This window comes from Paenibacillus sp. FSL R7-0210 (assembly GCF_038009085.1).
GTDB lineage: Bacteria > Bacillota > Bacilli > Paenibacillales > Paenibacillaceae > Paenibacillus_AQ > Paenibacillus_AQ silagei.
Genome location: NZ_JBBPAR010000001.1, coordinates 3,997,424 through 4,013,760, shown reverse-complemented (window position 1 = coordinate 4,013,760; position 16,337 = coordinate 3,997,424). Strand labels below are relative to the sequence as shown.

Genomic DNA, 16,337 nt, shown 5'->3' with positions numbered 1-16,337 from the left:
CCTGCTGAGTCATTTTGCTGAACTGTACATTGAGTCGTCCCCTGAGCCATCCGCTGTGCCATTCGCTGACCATCCGCTGACCATCCGCTGAACTGTACATTGAGCCATCCCCTGCTGATTTGGAAGTGGAGGCGGCAGCGCAATTACAATTCCTGCACATAATGCAACATTGCCTCACATTAAGGGGCCATAATCAGAAAATGTTGCACAAAAAGCAGGAATACTCCGCATTTAAGTAACTTCACGTTAAGATTCCTGCATTTCCTGCAACAATTCTCCCGCTCACCCCAGTATCTAGATAGCCAAGTTGCAATATCTGCAACATTATTAAGGCTGCTAGACTGTCAACCCGCTACAATCCCCGCCAAATTGCATACTGAGGATTTACTCATAAGGCTTACCTATGTTCAGAGCGGTTCACCCAAGGCTAGTCATCAGTACTTACTGATACAAATCAGGTAATCCCTGCACGGGCTCATAGTAGCAAATGTATCTGTTTAGTATGATAGGGCGCAGCAGTCCTTTATGGACCAGCTCCTGCAGTTGTTTGCGAGCCGTCCGAAAGCTTACGTTGTATTGAAGCATCACATCTTTGGGCCGTAACCCCTTTTTTTGACTCAAGGAGAGTCTGACAATCTCTCTTTCCCTCGGTGAAAGTGAGGGTCCTGACTGAACACGGAGTAAAGAAGGGGAAATGACCATTTGCAGCAGCATACGGCAGATTTCCGGACGATTCTGTACATCATCGAAGGAGAAATGTACAATCCTCCAGCCCAGTCCGTTCAGATAATTCTCCCGATTCAGTGAGTAGCTGAACCTTTCGCGGTCCATATCCTTCACATGGCTCTGATAACCATCACATTCCAGGCCGAATTTTCCGTACGACGGAAGAAATGCAAAATCCAGAAATTGCGATTTACGGTTCCAGTCGTAGACCTCATACTCCGGATGCAGATCATCCAGATTGCCAAACAGCGGCCACCAGACGTTACGCAGCAGCAGCTTCTCTGCATACTGATGCCCCCGTGACAGCCGGCCTCTGCGCTCTCCTGTTCTGATCGACAAATGATGGTCCAAGAGCAGCTGATGCGCTTTTTCAAAATCCATTTGCATTCCCTCCATCTCTCCTTTACGCAAAAAAAGAACGCCCCTCTGCCAGCGATGGCTTGGGACGTTCTTCGTCTGAGCTAATTATACGCCTGCACACGGGGGAGCGGCAATAGATGCTTTATAGTCCGCCACCAAGAGGATATTTCCTTCCAGATCGTTTATACTGAGTTTAAATACATAACGTAATTTAGTATCTGCACATACAAGTGCAGAGATGGAGGTTTGTCCGATTGGAATTATTTGAGTATATTTTGTTGATGCTGGCTGCCGTGTCGCTGTCTAATCTGGTGAACCGGTTTATCCCCTCGCTCTCCGTGCCGATCATTCAGATCGCGCTGGGTATGGCCTTGACCTGGTTGCCCCTGCATTTCGAGCTGGAGCTGAACCCGGAGCTGTTCCTGCTATTATTCATTGCTCCCTTGCTGTTCAATGACGGCAGGCTTGCCGATAAAGTGGCCTTATGGAAGCTGAAAAAGCCGATATTGCTGCTGGCGCTGGGGCTGGTTTTTCTAACGGTAGGGGTGCTGGGATATTTCCTGCACTGGCTGCTGCCGGTATTGCCCCTGGCGGCTGCGTTTGCGCTGGCTGCGGCACTGGCCCCTACGGATGCGATCGCTGTAGGCGCTTTGGAACAAAAAGTAAAAATCCCCCATCAGACGATGCAAATTCTCGAAGGAGAATCTTTGATTAACGACGCGTCGGGTCTGGTGTCCTTTCAATTTGCAGTCGCAGCTATGGTTACAGGCGCCTTCTCTTTCAAAACGGCCAGTCTGAGCTTTATTGGCATCTCCCTAGGCGGTGTGGTGCTGGGTCTTGTGCTCACGCTCATTAAATACGGGATCGTGCGGTGGTTGCGCAGGCTCGGGATGGAGAATGTCACGCTACATATGCTGATTGAGATTCTGACACCCTTTGCAATTTTCATGGCCGCTGAGGAGCTGGGAGTCAATGGCATTCTGGCAGTGGTCAGTGCAGGGATCGCCCATTCCTTCGGGTACAAGCAGATGAATCCTGAAGTAGCCAAGCTGAGTATCGTGTCCAAAAGCACCTGGTCCGTCATTATCTTCGTCCTGAACGGCCTGGTCTTCCTGCTGCTGGGTACCCAGCTGCCGGAGATTATTCAGACCGTCTGGAACAACCCGGATATAGGGAATGTCCAGGTTATCCTGTATACCCTGCTATTAACCGCTGCCGTTCTCGGTCTGAGGCTGATCTGGATGCTAGTCATGGATATTCCCGAAGGGGAGGAGCCGCGCGGACCCTGGAAGCTGGAATTCAAAAAGGCGCTCATTCTTACACTGTCGGGGGTTCGAGGTACGATTACCCTGGCGAGTACGATGTCACTGCCGTTTTTCCTGGATGACGGCTCCTACTTTCCGGCGAGAGACCTGATTATTTTCCTGGCGGCGGGTGTCATTCTATGGACTCTGCTGGCGTCTAACTTTCTGCTGCCGCTGTTGCTTGGCTCAGATCATGAAGCAGAGCACAATGCCGAGGAGGCCGAGGCCAAAATCGAAATTCTGCGCAGTGTGGTTGCGGGCTTAAATGAGCAGGCTACAGATCAGTCCCGCCTCGCCTTGAATCATCTAACCGGGATCTATAACGCAAGAATCCGTCTGCTGAAGAAGAATGAAGACGCTGAGGAAATGGAACGTAAGCTTGGGGTGACAGCACTCAAGTGGCAGCGGGAATACACTATGCTTGCGCTCAAGCAGCACGAAGTGAACCCGTATACGGCATACCGCTATCTGAACCGCCTGAACCGGCAGCTGTTCATATACACCCGTGATCCGCAGTACAAGAATGATCTGATTCCGTTCAAAAGCTGGGAAGAAATCACAGGTGTCATTCAGCAGGTCCGCTTAAGCGCGCAGGAGCGGCGTGAGGAATCAAACCGGCTGCAGGCCGGGATTTTCGCTTATGTTCTTGAGCGGCTGAGAGAGCTGCAGACTACGGGAGGGATGGAGCCTGAAGTAATTAGCGCCCTGATTCTGCGCTATGAGCGGGGAAGAATGCGGTTAACCCGTCCAGAGTCCATTTCCTCCACGAAACGGGAGTTCGAAGAATCGCTGCAGGAATTGTCGAGAGCAGGCATTCAGCTCGAACGTGACCACATTCAGCTGATGTTCGAGGCTGGACGGATCTCCAGAGCTAGCATGAAGGAAATGAAACGTGATATTCTGTTCATGGAGCATGATCTGCGGGAAGAAATGGGCTGAATGCCATCTACAAGGAGCTGAATTTTAACATGAACAATAAAGTAGTAGCGGGTACTTGCGCGGTTATTGCAGCGCTGGGAATTTACCTGTACGCGGGAAGTGGGGGGACGAAGACAACGGAGGTTGCTACAACTCCGGGAAGCAGTCAGGCTGCCAGTCAGGACATCAAGCAAATGGTGGCTGACTTCAGCTCACGTACCTTGACGGCGGAATCCGCTTCGATTACCTCGACCCAGCTGATTGTGGACAGCGGCGGTTCTAACGAAGCAGTCTATGGGCTGCCGGAGGATGAGTTCTTCCTGTCGGTTGCCCCTTATGTGCAGAATACACATCCCTGTGCCACCCACAGCCTGACCGGCTGCCAGGGAGAGATGGCCGGCCAATCCTTCGGGGTAACAATCGAAGATGCGGACGGTAAGGAGATCATGAACCAGACCGTCAAGTCCCAGCCGAACGGCTTCATCGACCTATGGCTGCCGCGTGATCAGAACTATAAGATGACCATTACTCATGAAGGTAAGCAGGCCCAGTCTGAGATTTCCACTTTTGAGAGTGATGATACTTGCCTGACTACTATGCAATTAAGTTAAAAGTATAGCAATCCTGATTCTGTCTGTACCATCTCGTTTGTAAGAAGAATAATATGAGTTGGGGCCGTATCTGTATACGGCTCCTTTTTTGATGTTCTTTGATATACATAAATCAAGCGGAGAATCCGATATTCGGTGTAAAAGGAAAATATATATAATCTCGGGGGAGATAAGTTGAGTGAGCGGATGATGATTAGGATTAAAGGACTAGCGCAGGTTGCAGTGGTGGGTATAATTCATTTGCTGATTATTAGCTTTTTGAATTTAAAAAAGGGTGCGTGGGAGGAAGTAGGGGGTCTGCAAATTGCATTGACATATTGCGCTCCGGTTTTTTTGTTGTATGCAACTTGTGTAAGGTCTTTGAAAACGAAGAAGATCAGGTATAATCTGGTTTGGCTATTGACCAGTCTGCTTCCCAGTGCGGCCATCCTTTTTAAAATAAAAGAAATTACAGGTGCGGAGCCGAGCGAACCTGTATTTATAGAATTCCATTTTGAACAGGGTTATTGGGAATTGATGTTTTTCTTCCCCATTATCTATTCAGTTATCCAGTTACTCCTGTGGGTTTCCATGTGGTTTATGATATTATCCAAAGAATAATCATTTTACCTCATACAATGTTAGCAAGGAGGAAAGAGAATGGGGAAATTCATAAAGCCAATATACCAAGCCGTTCTTTATATGTTAGCAGCAATTGCAGTACATCTGATTTTAATCTATTTTCTTGAGATAAGAATTGAGGGATGGGCAACAGGAATAATAATATTACTTTGCAAAACCTACTTCCTGCCCTTATGCATGTGTTTTATTAATTCTTTATTGTTTATTAGGGCTAATAAGAGAGAGGAGCAAATCACCTGGTTTTTATTTACGGTCATTCCAAGCAGTTTACTCTTATTTCTTTTCGTGGAATTGCAAGGTATTGAACCCAGAGGCTATGCTGTAGTTTCCTTTGAGCTTTTCCGAAAATATCAGTTTGAAATGCTTTATTTGTTTCCGCTGGGTATATTAATAATCCAATTTCTTATGACTTTATATTATTTAATCAGTGTAAGGGTATGGAAAAGAAATTAATCGTTACATAACGATTAGAAGTTCTGTTAACGTTCCATTCACACTACTCTGATAATCTCTAGAAGTGTTAGGGAGATTGACCCTAACCTTAAATATAGAAGATGATGCGGAGGGTAATCATGTTAACACCTAAGAAAAAATGGCGGGACGCTGCTCTGGCAATATTGGCTGTGATGGGATTAAGTGCGAGCCTTATATTTCCCGGGAAACATGCCAGTGCGGAGACAGGGCAAGCCGCTTCACCGGGTTCCCGGATTGAAGCGCCTGCCAATCTTGAGGATACGGCAAGTCTGACAGCCTTCGTGGATGGAATGATGGAAGAGTATATGAACCGGCTGCAAATTCCGGGAGCGGTGATCTCCATCGTCAAGGATGGCAAAATCATTCTGGGCAAGGGGTATGGCAGTTCCAATCTGGAGCAGGCGGCTCCGGTTGACCCTGCAACCAGCATGTTCCGAATCGCTTCAACGACCAAGCTGTTCACTTGGACAGCAGTGATGCAGCTGGTGGAACAGGGCAAGATTGATCTGGACACGGACATTAATACCTACCTGAAATCCGTGAAGATTCCTGCTACTTATCCTGAACCCATCACCATGCGTCATTTGATGACCCATACAGCAGGCTTTGAAGAGGGCGGAGTCGGTTATCAGATCGTCACTGATCCTGCCCGATTGCCCGGTTCCATCTCGGAGACACTCAATAAACATATGCTGGCACGGATCAGACCGCCAGGTGAGATGAGTGCTTATTCTAATTATGGAGCAACGCTTGCAGGTATGATCGTGGAGGATGTCAGCGGTATTCCTTATAATGATTATATTCAGAAGTATATCTTCGATCCGCTGGACATGAAGCATTCAACGGTCGTGGAGCCTTTGCCGGAGTCATTCATCCCTAACCAGGTGGTAGGGTATAATAGCGGGAACGGCAGCTTTATTCCGGGCACACCTACCTTCGAGGGCGGATTTCGTCCTGCCGGCTCGGGTACTGTATCTGCAATAGACATGGCACATTTCATGATCGCGCATCTGCAGAACGGGAAATATGGCACCGGGCAGATTCTGAAGCCTGAGACGGCTGTATTGATGCATTCAACGGCATTCCAGCTTGATAAGCGCCTGCCGGGAGTAGCTCTCGGATTCGCAGAGAAGCGGGTGAACGGGGTGAGAATAATCTCTCATGGCGGCTCCGATCCCATGTTTAATACGGAATTGTATCTCGCACCTGCCAAGCAACTGGGGATTTTCTTATCCTACAATGGCGGTCAAGGCAGCGAAGCTGCGACCCATCTGGTCCAGGCCTTGTTCAACAAGTACTATCCCGCTCCTGAAGTGAAGCAGCCGGAGTTCTCCGCTTCCGCGGAATCCGTACAGAAATATGCCGGCTCCTATCAATTTACACGCCGCAACATAAGTGATATTGACAAGTTCTTTAACTTTTTTGCCCAACTGAATGTTACGATTGTGGATAACAAGATATCCTTGGGAAGCGGTAGTGAACAACAGCTGTACAGAGCAGTCGCTCCTAACCTGTTCCAGCTGGAGGAAGGGACCGACCAGATCGGCTTCCTGACGGATGAGTCCGGCGCAGTGACACATATGCTCCTGGACATGGCTCCGGAGATGCCGCTGGAGCGTACGCCGCTTTTGGATCAGAGTAAGTTTTGGCTTATCCTGCTTGGTGTCTTGGGATTCATTTTCCTCACGGCATTGCCCGGACCTATCTTCTTCAGACGCAGGTTCAAGGCGATGACGCTCCCGGAAAAGCGGGCCATCCGATTATCTGCGGGAACTGCCGTTTGGGCGCTGTTGTCTTTTATGACTCTGTTTATGATTATTATGTCCATGGACATTATGCAGAAGCTCAGCAGTATCAGCCCTTTACTGTCTGTCAGCTTGGTTATGCCAATCATTATGGCGGGCTTGACCTTAGCAATGCTGGTCTCAGCTATACTGGTATGGAAAAATAAATATTGGACCGCCCTCAGGCGGGTGCATTACACATTAGTGATGCTGTCGGCTGCCCAACTGACGTTCTTCTTCTACTATTGGAATCTGCTCGGCTGGCAGTTTGGATAACGCTTAAGAGAGAAGGATGATCGTGGCTACTATACTGATCGCGGATGATGATGACAATATCCGGAAGCTGATGTCTCTATATCTGCGCAAAGAAGGGTTCGACCTCGAAGAAGCCGGGGATGGCACCAAGGCGATGTCCATCATTGAGAACTCGCATGTCGATCTTGTGATTCTGGATATTATGATGCCGGGACTGAACGGCTGGGAGCTGTGCCGGGAAATCCGGCGTACGGATGCCAACCTGCCCCTTCTCATGGTGACAGCCAAAGCGGAATCGGCCCACAAAGTGAAAGGATTTCAGCTCGGAACGGACGATTATCTGACCAAGCCCTTTGATCCGGTTGAGCTGGTCATGCGGGTAAAAGCACTGCTCAAACGCTCACTGGTTGTCACTTCCCAGTCCGTACAGCTTGGCAATGTGGTGCTTAACCGCCGGACTTTTCAGGTTACACGCGGTGGAATGCCGGTCACGTTACCTTTGAAGGAATTTGATCTTCTGTTTTTGCTGGTCAGCCACCCCAGGCAGATATTCACCAGAGAACAGCTGATCCAGCAAATCTGGGGTTTGAATTATGAAGGGGACGGCCGGACTGTGGATGTGCATGTCAGCCGGCTGAGAGAGAAATTCAGCGGCAATGGCGAGGGTTTTCATATCGAAACTGCCCGCGGTCTGGGCTACCGCCTGATCCCTGAGTCATGATCAAGACACTGTATGTTCGGGTCATTCTCACATTTCTCGGCATTATTGTCTTTAGTCTGATCTGTTCCTTTTTCATCGGCTTGTATGTATTTCAGAAGCAAATAAGCTATGAGGGACAGAACGAGATGATTACAGTGGGCAGGGAGATCATTCACCGCTATGATGACGCCAGGCCTGAAGATACGGATGAGTTCCTGAATAGTATGGTTAAGGTATCGGCGCATCCTATCCATTTGTACGACCGGTCGGGGGAACATACTTTCTATGGGCTCGCGGATAGTCCGGCTGTTACCATCACTCCCGGGGCTGTCCGGCAAGTGTTGCAGGGGAAGGTCTATCGTTCTTCCACGGAAGATAATGATACGTTCATTGGAATGCCCTTTATGCTCAAGGGGGAGTGGCGTGCGATGTTCCTGCAGTACTCAGCCGAGAACGAACATATCGTCAACCGTCTGGTACTCTTTGTGCTATTGCTCGTGCTGTTGCTGGGAAGTGTAAGCATTCTTATTGCTGCCAGATACCTGGTGGAGCCGATTAAGGCTTTGACGAATGCCACCCGAAGACTGGCCAAAGGTGATTTCGAGGTGGATCTCAGAATGAACCGTGTAGACGAGATTGGAGAGCTGACACAGAGCTATGTGGAGATGGCGGGAGAACTGAAGCAGCTGGAGCAGATGAGGCAGGATTTCGTCTCTAATGTCTCCCATGAAATCCAGACACCGCTTACCTCCATTTCGGGTTTTGCCAAGGCGTTGCAGAACAATGATTTGATTGCGGAAGAGGAGCGTAAGGACTATCTGGATATCATCATTGCGGAAAGTGGACGTCTGTCACGGCTGAGTGATAATCTGCTGAAGCTGGCTTCACTGGATTCCGAGCATCACCCCTTCTCGGCAGTCTCCTTCCGGCTTGATGAGCAGATTAGAACCATCGTGGTGACCTGTGAGCCGCAATGGTCAGCCCGTAGCATCGTTATCGATCTGGAGCTGCCGGAAGCGGTCTATATCATTGGCGATGAAGATCAGCTGAAGCAGGTGTGGATGAATCTGCTGGGCAACAGCATCAAGTTCACGCCTGAAGGCGGAAAGATCCGCATCCGTATAGATCACAATGCAGCAGAAGTTGCGGTCACGATCAGCGATAATGGCATCGGGATCTCCCCGGAAGAGTGGGGTGCCGTATTCCAAAGATTCTATACGATAGACAAGTCGCGGAATGGAAGTAATAACGGGAACGGCCTGGGACTGGCAATTGTCTCAAAAATCGTCTACCTGCATCAGGGCAGTATTGAGCTGGACGGTGCGGCAAAAGAGGGAACAACGATTATCGTCAGGTTGCCCGCACGCCAGCCATAATGAAATCCTTGAATTGCCGGTCCGCTGCCCGGTCTTCCTCCGTAACGGAACCGCCCCGCTGATGAGACAGAATAACGGCTTTTTGTAAATACATGAAATACAGGTGGGTGGACTTCTGCAGAAGATCCAGCCACTTTTTTTGATACTCTGGAGCCACCGCTGCTGTCTCAAGGTTGATGTACCGGGAATACCAGACCTCCATAGCTCTCTTGAAATCAGGCAGCTCCGCCGGATCCTTGGACAGGGTGCTAAAATACACTCCAAAAATAGCATCATAATAGATCAGTGCCTCGTGATGATCTTTTAATGCCAGATATTGATCCAGAATCTTCTCCAGGGAGGGAACAGGCCGGGCAAAATCGAAATCAAACAGCAGATTGCCAAACATCCGCTCCAGATTATCCACATAGAGCTTAGCGGCTAAATCTTCCTTGTCCTTATAATGAAGGTACAACGTGCGGCGGGAGACACCGGCTTGTCCGGCGATCTGTGCCATATCCGTACGTTCGATCCCCTGAGTACAGAATAGGCCCAGTGCGGCCTCCTTAATGAGCTCTTTGGTCATTTGCATTTGCTTTTCACGTAAATTCAATGATCTTCTCTCCTATCTTCCTGCGAAAATACCGCTGCTGCAAAAGCTACTCCTGAGCAGGTGCTGTTGTCCCCAAGAACTCGCTGCCTACCGAATAGCGCTTCTGCTGATTGACCGCATCCCCCAGCCACTTCACAAGCTTCACACCATCCTGCTCCGTCTGATAGAAGGTCTCCCGGGTGGAAAAAGTGTGCGGAGTTGTCCCGTTCTCAGCGTTCAGCCCGTAATCCGTCAGATAGTAATAATAATTAGGAACCGTTGCCGCTAGAGCAGCTACTGATTGCCGCATTTCCTCTGACCACTCTTTAATGAGTTTCTGGTCCCGTGGCCCGTTGTAATCGTTAATCTTGTTCTGAAAGTGGATCAGAATCTCATCATATACCGAGTATGCTTGTAAAAGCACCGTACCTGCAGGCAGCAGCCGGCCATCCGCCCGAAAAGCAGCCCCGATGATATCTGCCTCCGGCGCATACCCGAAGTTTGCAGTGAAATCCGAGTCCCATTCCTGCTCCATCACCTGCGGCCACTTGTCTGACTTCAGGAAGGAGCTGTCTGAATATTGAAAGATCTCCGAGTCTTTGTAATGAGAGGCGATTTCGGGCGCCCAGAAGGCGGACCCGAATCCGCCAGCACTTTCGCCTGCAATCAGCAGCTTATCGGGTTTAGCCACGTTCGCATAGATCCAGTCGAGGCTGCTGCGCACATTAGTACGCCCGTTATACCGCATGGTGAAGGTGCTCCCGTCCTCACGCGAATACGTAGCGGCGCGGTTACCAATGTGGAAGTCACCTGTGGAATAAGGGAGGTAGACCACATTCCAGCCGTGAAAAGGATTATCCGGTTTGTCCGTATCCATCATCCCGCCCAGCAAAGTCAGCATATAGAACGGAATGTCAGCGAAATAGTTGCCTGTATCCCCGCCTTTAATAAAGTTCATAATTTTAATAGGATGTGCAGCGCTCCGGGCATCCCAGCTGACCCCGCCGCCGGAAAAGAAGATGATCCAGTTGTTGCTCTCACCGGTCTTAGTCCAGATGAAATACTCCGATCCATCACTGGAAAGGGTATTCCCGCCCAGCTTCACCTTATTCCACTCGTAGGGCTTCGCTTCTGCGATTACGGGGATAGTGGTCACCGGCCGCTGGATTACGAAGGCGTAGACCGCAATAATGGCTATGACAACAACGCTCAACAATCCAATACCCGTAAATATCGTGATTTTCTTCATTCTGCTCATCTCATCGCCCCCTTACTAGAAGTATACGTCTAGTTAACTAATTGCACAAGGTGTATACTTAAATCTGATGAGACAAGCTGAAAATAAGCTTTTGGCGGACTGTTAAATCTATGATTATCAATATAAAAGCTTTAATTTAGATATTCCAAATATAGTATTTTATGATAGTATTATCTACAGTTCTGTCGGCCGATAGATCAATACTCCAAGAGGGATTTGAAAAAGTGAAAAAAATGAAATTGAAATCGCTGTCAATTCTGTTTAGTTCGATAATCTCCGCTTCTCTATTTGCAGGCAGCGTATACGCCGCTTCTGGAGCCCGTATTCATGACGTAACCTCCCAAGTACAACAGGGCAGCTATCTGTGCTGGGCGGCTGTATCCAGCATGGCTGGACAATATCTGGGGAAATCCAGCGCCACCCAGCAAAATATAGTGAAGGCTGCAAAGGGCATATACATGGACACGGCCGGGACGGTCTACGATGCCCAGGCAGGACTTGCCGCCTATGGCGTAAGCTCATCTGCATCACTAAGTGTGCCGTCGTACAATAGTTTAGTCAGCAATATAGATACTTACTCCAATGTTCTTGCGTTCACGAGCAAGGCTGGCTCGAGTATTGGCCATGCCTTTGTAGTTAAAGGGTATTACTACAACACCACTAACAATATTCAGAACTTATATTATATTGATCCGGCAGATGGTTCGAGCAACGTTCAAGGCTATTCTACGTTCAAGAGCAATTCCACTTATAAGTGGGTTAATACAGTAAACAATATTAATTGAAATTAATGATCTAATACAAACAACAATTGGAGGGCTTTTTTTGAAAATTCGTGCGTTGCTATTAACCGCTGTCCTGGCTCTATCACTGGCTGGAAATGCGGCATATGCCGATTCTGGTCTTGAGAAGGCTGGGGCAGAGATCAAAGGGGCCATTGAGCAGGAATATAAAGAGTATTATGCGGATAGCCTTGAAGCCCAGAAGGATAACTTTCATGGTACGGGCAAAACAAGCTTTCATGAGGCCACTCTGGGGGAAGGAATCCCCTATTACCAGTTGAATGTCCATGACAACTCCATTTCACATGAAATGGCAGGTTATAAATTTCCTCTTTATCTGGAAGAGGCCCAGGTTGGAGTGATCGAAGCTACACTGGAGTCAGGGGCATGGACCATCTATAACATCAGTAATCATAATGATTTTGACAACACCGTGAAGCGGCTGGAAGCAGAGTATGCCGGAAAGGGCACTGTAGAGCTTATTGACGACAAACGCTACGAGCTGGATTATCTCTATATAAACAATGAGGTTAACGAGACCTATATTGATTTAACGAATGAGCAGAATATCAGTCCTTCAGAGGTTAGGGATGCGGTTAGCGAATCGGCAGATGCCTTGAATTCTATGAACCGCAATTCCAATGAAGGGGCAATCCTGGTGGGTGGTGGCCATCATGCTGCTTCTTCTGACGGAGGGCATAACTCTTTAATTACAGCTATCGTCCTGTTCGGACTATCTCTTGTCTTTGCTGTCCCGCTTGTAATCTCCGCTGTCCAGAGAAGAAGAGCCTCAGACGTATTGCAATGAGATTGGGACGAAACGAATGAACCGGCTCATAGGATTATTCCTAATGCTTAGCCTGGCACTGCTGGTCATAATGGGATGCAGCAACAAGGGGGGCGCCGCCGAAGGTGAGACTGACGAGCAAATTGCCGCCAGATATGTTGAGACTCTTGGTTACAGGATCGTTGACCCTGCAGGAGAAGTTGCCCAATACACATTGGATCAGACCATGCTTGAGAATCTGGATTACATGCAGCTCTGGTCGGTGCAGAAGCAAGAACCTGATGCCTATTTCGGCAAAAAAATCATAACTTACCGATTCCTCGTAGAGAATCATCCCCTGGAACAGCAATATCCCCCGGACGAATACAGGATTGCCGTAAATGTCATGCTTGCAGATCATGAGGTCATAGGCGGAACCTCGGGTCCGCTAAGCATAATCAAGAATCTCATCGTGGCCGGCGGAGAGTACTCCATCGAAGGGAAGACGCTGAAGGAGATCAAAGGGCTGGATTATTCGCAGTGGCTGGAGCATTGGAAGGAGAGCTATGGGACTGAAGTGAAGTGAAGATAGTAAAAAGGATGTTAAGAGTGTGCATACACTCTTAACATCCTTTTTAAGTTAATGTATTAACGAGTTCCACCTCAGCAATCTCTTGAACTGTATAGAAATCATTTGATTGAAAAGCTTTACTCAAGGCCGGAGTGAATTTAATATGGCGGTTTTTATGACTTCCTTGTTTAAATTACGATATAATTATCCCTAAGATTACCAATGGAATGATAAGAACCTGGAGGGATTGTATGACACTATCCAAATGCCTCAAGCTTCCAATGATATTGTTATTTGTCTTGATCTTATGTACAGCCTGCCAAAGTCATAAGGAGCCAGGAACGAGCGGCTATATTTCGTTAAATGAATTAGAGAGCTTAGCGGACAAGGGAGCCGCACTGAATTGGAGCGATTTTGACAAGTATCCGTATGAGGATATCGGTTCAGGAGTGTATATAAGGAGGTACCCCATCGAAGGGGAACAACAGCTGTTAGTTAGAGGGAAAAGCCTGGAAAAACCACCTGAGCAAATTTCTATTGTGGATCAAAAGGGTGAGGAGCAGGATGTGCTGCTATGTGTCAATCTAACGTGCAGATAAGTGAAACGACAACGTCGATCTAACGTATGAACTGTATTCAACTTTATCCCATATTGCTCATACGGAGGTGAACCTGGCTGGAGCATTTTTATGACTTGGTTCAATTGGCGTTCTCAATCGCACTTATCTATTCCTTAGTATCATTTCCATTTGCCCATTTTTCTGTACGGGAGATTCACTGGGATCATGACATTGCTGCAGCGGGTTCAACTTGGTATGTGGCTGTCAGACTCTCGCAACCGAGCAGCATTCAGCGTTGGATCATACGTACTGCCAGACGAAGAGAAGCACCGGATGAAGAGGACAATGGTCCTTCCCCACATTGATATTCTTACTTTCAATTAGGGAGGACAACGATGAAAAAGATCATTCGGCTCCAACCATGGGCCAAGCCCATTCTCGTCCTGTTGATGGCAGTTATTCCGGTCATTATGCTTAGCGGGTGTTCGACAGCAGCCCAAGCAAACTCGATTACTGCTGATTCAACAGGGATATTCAATCACTTTTTTATTTATCCGTTATCATTCCTGATCAAATTCTTCGCCGATGCATTTCACGGAAACTACGGATTATCTATCGTGCTGATGACGTTCATCATAAGACTTGCGATCATGCCGCTCATGATGAATCAAACCAAGAAACAAATGGACATGAAAGAGAAGATGACCGTCCTCCAGCCGGAGTTAACTGCACTTCAGGAGAAGTACAAGAACGACCTTAGTGTGGATGCAAAAAAGCAACAACAAGCCGAGATGATGCAGCTCTACCAGAAGCATCAATTTAACCCCTTAAGCATGGGCTGTTTACCGATGCTTCTCCAATGGCCGATCACTCTTGCATTTTACTATGCCATTCGCCGTACCCCGGAGATTGCCGCTCACGATTTTTTGTGGTTTAGCTTGGGGCAGACCGATATGATTTTGCCGTTTATTGCTGCTGCGGTGTATTTCGTTCAGTTCCGCTTGTCGCAATCCGCTTCCGCACAGAATCAGCACAATCCAAATAACCAAATGGCTTTCATCGGATTGTTGTCACCGGTTATGATGGGTGTATTTTCTTTTGGGATGCCTGCTGCGCTAACCTTATATTGGGTGGTGGGCGGTATCTTCATTATCGTGCAGACGATCCTACTGAATAAAATGTACACGAAGCCAAATGCAGCAGGTAAAAACCTGCCTACAGGTGTAGAAGAATATTAAAATTCGATAAACCAACAGCAGTCTAGGACTTTGTAGTTCAAGACTGCTTTTTTCGTATTTCGACAGAGAAATTGGAATCCGAGGATCAGATTACATTCCCTCAATCGCTTGAACAGCCAGCCTCAAAGCCTTAATTCTCCGCTCCAAAAGCGTTCTTTGTGGACTGCCCGCCTTTGACTTGGCATAACTGTTCTCCACTGAAGGGGTTAAACCAGTGAGAACCTTGCCGGTCTCTGCTAAATCTTCATGTGTATATGAATGAGGCTTTTGATTCCAGACATTTTCCAGAACCGCTAAACCGATGGATACAGCATGGAGCCGTTTGGTTACCAGGGTAGTATTGGCGCCACTTTGAGTCATTTGGGACAAAGCGCTCTCAAGTTTTTTGACTGTGGATTGCATAGAGGTTATGGATTCTAATTAATCTGCATTAGATACATTTTCCATGTACACTATCCTTTCGTTGCTTCTGAATTTATAATTCATGCGAGTTTTTATTTCATAAGCTCATCGGGATAACTCAGACTATTAACCGACTCGCCGTCGCCTACAGGGTGACCGTGGATCATTTGATCGACATCTATTTTTTGTTGTATGTTTTTCCCATTAACCTGCTTGAAAGAACATTCCCGAAAGATGTGCTTGCGAAGGACGTAACGTCACAGTCTACTATAGACATCATAAGAGGTCTTATTAGAGAAAAGCAAAGGAGGGTATTCGTTGGAGCTTACAATAGGGAAATTCGCCAGCGCTGTCAATACAACGATAAGGACGCTTAGACATTATGAGCAACTTGAGCTGCTTGTTCCGGGTAAGCGAAATGAATTCAATCAGAAAATATATACCAGGGATGAATTGAAGAGATTCTACAATATCCAGCTGCTCAAAAGCTTGAACCTGCCTTTAGACGAAATTAAACAAAGGCTTGAAGAGCCGGAGTATTCTTTTAGCGACATGTTAGAGGTTCAAGAAGCAATGCTTCTCGATAAGAGAGATAGAATAAACGAGTCTCTCGATATGATAACCAGAATCAAGAATCTAATCCACGAGGCCGGTGACTTAACTACTGAAGATCTTATGTTACTTATGAATTCTATCCGGTTAGAAGAAGATCAAAGAGTGATATTAAATCAATATTTCTCAGCAAACACGGTAGATACTATAATGCCAAAAGGTAAAGCTCAACAATCCGAATTAGATAGGTTGAATAGGAGACTGTTATCTTTCTTCCGAGCAGCAATCCAAAATGAACTAACCCCCGAAAGTCACGAAGTACAGAGAGAATTAAAAGGACTGTTAGAAAGGGTACCTGTAGCTATAGATGAGCTGTCTGATTCAAATCAGTACCTGGAACAACAGCTGGACATCTATAAAAGCTTATTGCCTGTTGATGTGGTGGAGTTTGCAGGACAAGCGATCCAAGTGTTTTATAAAAAGGGTAATGAATAAAGGGGTGACTTTA

General features: G+C 47.4%; 17 protein-coding genes. 13 read left to right on the top strand and 4 right to left on the bottom strand.

Annotation, left to right across the window (positions count from 1 at the left end; translation table 11 throughout):
• Window positions 1–441: 441 nt before the first annotated feature.
• Window positions 442–1,107 (bottom strand): hypothetical protein, encoded by a 666-nt coding sequence (locus MKY64_RS17270; RefSeq protein ID WP_340954590.1) that lies wholly within the window; start codon window positions 1,105–1,107, stop codon window positions 442–444.
• 233 nt (window positions 1,108–1,340) lie between these two features.
• Here MKY64_RS17270 and MKY64_RS17265 point away from each other — a divergent pair, with 233 nt between their 5' ends.
• The 7 genes from MKY64_RS17265 (at window position 1,341) to MKY64_RS17235 (ending at window position 9,129) form a co-directional block, all read left to right on the top strand.
• On the top strand, window positions 1,341–3,329 hold the full coding sequence (locus MKY64_RS17265; protein WP_340954588.1) for a Na+/H+ antiporter: 1,989 nt from the start codon (window positions 1,341–1,343) through the stop codon (window positions 3,327–3,329).
• Window positions 3,330–3,358: 29 nt separating this feature from the next.
• On the top strand, window positions 3,359–3,919 hold the full coding sequence (locus MKY64_RS17260; RefSeq protein WP_340954587.1) for a CueP family metal-binding protein: 561 nt from the start codon (window positions 3,359–3,361) through the stop codon (window positions 3,917–3,919).
• A 174-nt stretch (window positions 3,920–4,093) separates the two neighbouring features.
• The gene (locus MKY64_RS17255) at window positions 4,094–4,519 is read left to right on the top strand and encodes a hypothetical protein (RefSeq protein ID WP_340954585.1); all 426 of its coding nucleotides are present in this window, start codon (window positions 4,094–4,096) and stop codon (window positions 4,517–4,519) included.
• A gap of 39 nt (window positions 4,520–4,558) precedes the next feature.
• Window positions 4,559–4,993: a hypothetical protein gene (locus MKY64_RS17250; protein ID WP_209872593.1), complete on the top strand. Its 435-nt coding sequence runs from the start codon at window positions 4,559–4,561 to the stop codon at window positions 4,991–4,993.
• A gap of 119 nt (window positions 4,994–5,112) precedes the next feature.
• Entirely contained in the window at window positions 5,113–7,074 is a 1,962-nt protein-coding gene (locus MKY64_RS17245; protein WP_340954583.1) for a serine hydrolase domain-containing protein, read from the top strand.
• 22 nt (window positions 7,075–7,096) lie between these two features.
• Window positions 7,097–7,774, top strand: a complete 678-nt coding sequence (locus MKY64_RS17240; protein ID WP_036721658.1) for a response regulator transcription factor — start codon at window positions 7,097–7,099, stop codon at window positions 7,772–7,774.
• A complete protein-coding gene (locus MKY64_RS17235) occupies window positions 7,771–9,129 on the top strand; it encodes a sensor histidine kinase (protein WP_340954580.1) in 1,359 nt (452 codons plus the stop codon). The genes MKY64_RS17240 and MKY64_RS17235 overlap by 4 nt, the downstream gene beginning before the upstream one ends.
• Here the strand turns inward: MKY64_RS17235 and MKY64_RS17230 are convergent.
• Both MKY64_RS17230 and MKY64_RS17225 read right to left on the bottom strand, forming a co-directional pair.
• Window positions 9,104–9,721, bottom strand: a complete 618-nt coding sequence (locus tag MKY64_RS17230) for a TetR/AcrR family transcriptional regulator (RefSeq protein ID WP_340954577.1) — start codon at window positions 9,719–9,721, stop codon at window positions 9,104–9,106. The two genes, MKY64_RS17235 and MKY64_RS17230, sit on opposite strands and share 26 nt — an antisense overlap.
• A 46-nt stretch (window positions 9,722–9,767) precedes the next feature.
• Entirely contained in the window at window positions 9,768–10,958 is a 1,191-nt protein-coding gene (locus tag MKY64_RS17225) for a pectin acetylesterase-family hydrolase (protein WP_340954572.1), read from the bottom strand.
• A gap of 233 nt (window positions 10,959–11,191) precedes the next feature.
• Between MKY64_RS17225 and MKY64_RS17220 the strand changes: the two genes are divergently transcribed.
• From MKY64_RS17220 to yidC, 5 genes are all read left to right on the top strand, one after another.
• Window positions 11,192–11,743, top strand: a complete 552-nt coding sequence (locus tag MKY64_RS17220; protein ID WP_235191728.1) for a papain-like cysteine protease family protein — start codon at window positions 11,192–11,194, stop codon at window positions 11,741–11,743.
• A gap of 40 nt (window positions 11,744–11,783) precedes the next feature.
• A complete protein-coding gene (locus MKY64_RS17215; RefSeq protein ID WP_036721573.1) occupies window positions 11,784–12,548 on the top strand; it encodes a hypothetical protein in 765 nt (254 codons plus the stop codon).
• A gap of 43 nt (window positions 12,549–12,591) precedes the next feature.
• A complete protein-coding gene (locus tag MKY64_RS17210; protein ID WP_340954568.1) occupies window positions 12,592–13,092 on the top strand; it encodes a hypothetical protein in 501 nt (166 codons plus the stop codon).
• A 236-nt stretch (window positions 13,093–13,328) separates the two neighbouring features.
• On the top strand, window positions 13,329–13,676 hold the full coding sequence (locus MKY64_RS17205) for a hypothetical protein (protein ID WP_340954566.1): 348 nt from the start codon (window positions 13,329–13,331) through the stop codon (window positions 13,674–13,676).
• A 356-nt stretch (window positions 13,677–14,032) separates the two neighbouring features.
• Window positions 14,033–14,875, top strand: a complete 843-nt coding sequence (gene yidC / locus MKY64_RS17200; RefSeq protein ID WP_340954563.1) for a membrane protein insertase YidC — start codon at window positions 14,033–14,035, stop codon at window positions 14,873–14,875.
• Window positions 14,876–14,965: 90 nt separating this feature from the next.
• Here yidC and MKY64_RS17195 read toward each other — a convergent pair whose 3' ends face one another.
• Window positions 14,966–15,277 carry a hypothetical protein gene (locus MKY64_RS17195; RefSeq protein WP_340954561.1) on the bottom strand — a complete coding sequence of 104 codons (312 nt, stop codon included), beginning with the start codon at window positions 15,275–15,277 and terminating at the stop codon, window positions 14,966–14,968.
• A 318-nt stretch (window positions 15,278–15,595) separates the two neighbouring features.
• On the opposite strand from MKY64_RS17195, the gene MKY64_RS17190 reads away from it, so the two are divergent.
• Window positions 15,596–16,324, top strand: a complete 729-nt coding sequence (locus tag MKY64_RS17190) for a MerR family transcriptional regulator (RefSeq protein WP_340954559.1) — start codon at window positions 15,596–15,598, stop codon at window positions 16,322–16,324.
• The last annotated feature ends 13 nt before the right edge of the window (window positions 16,325–16,337 follow it).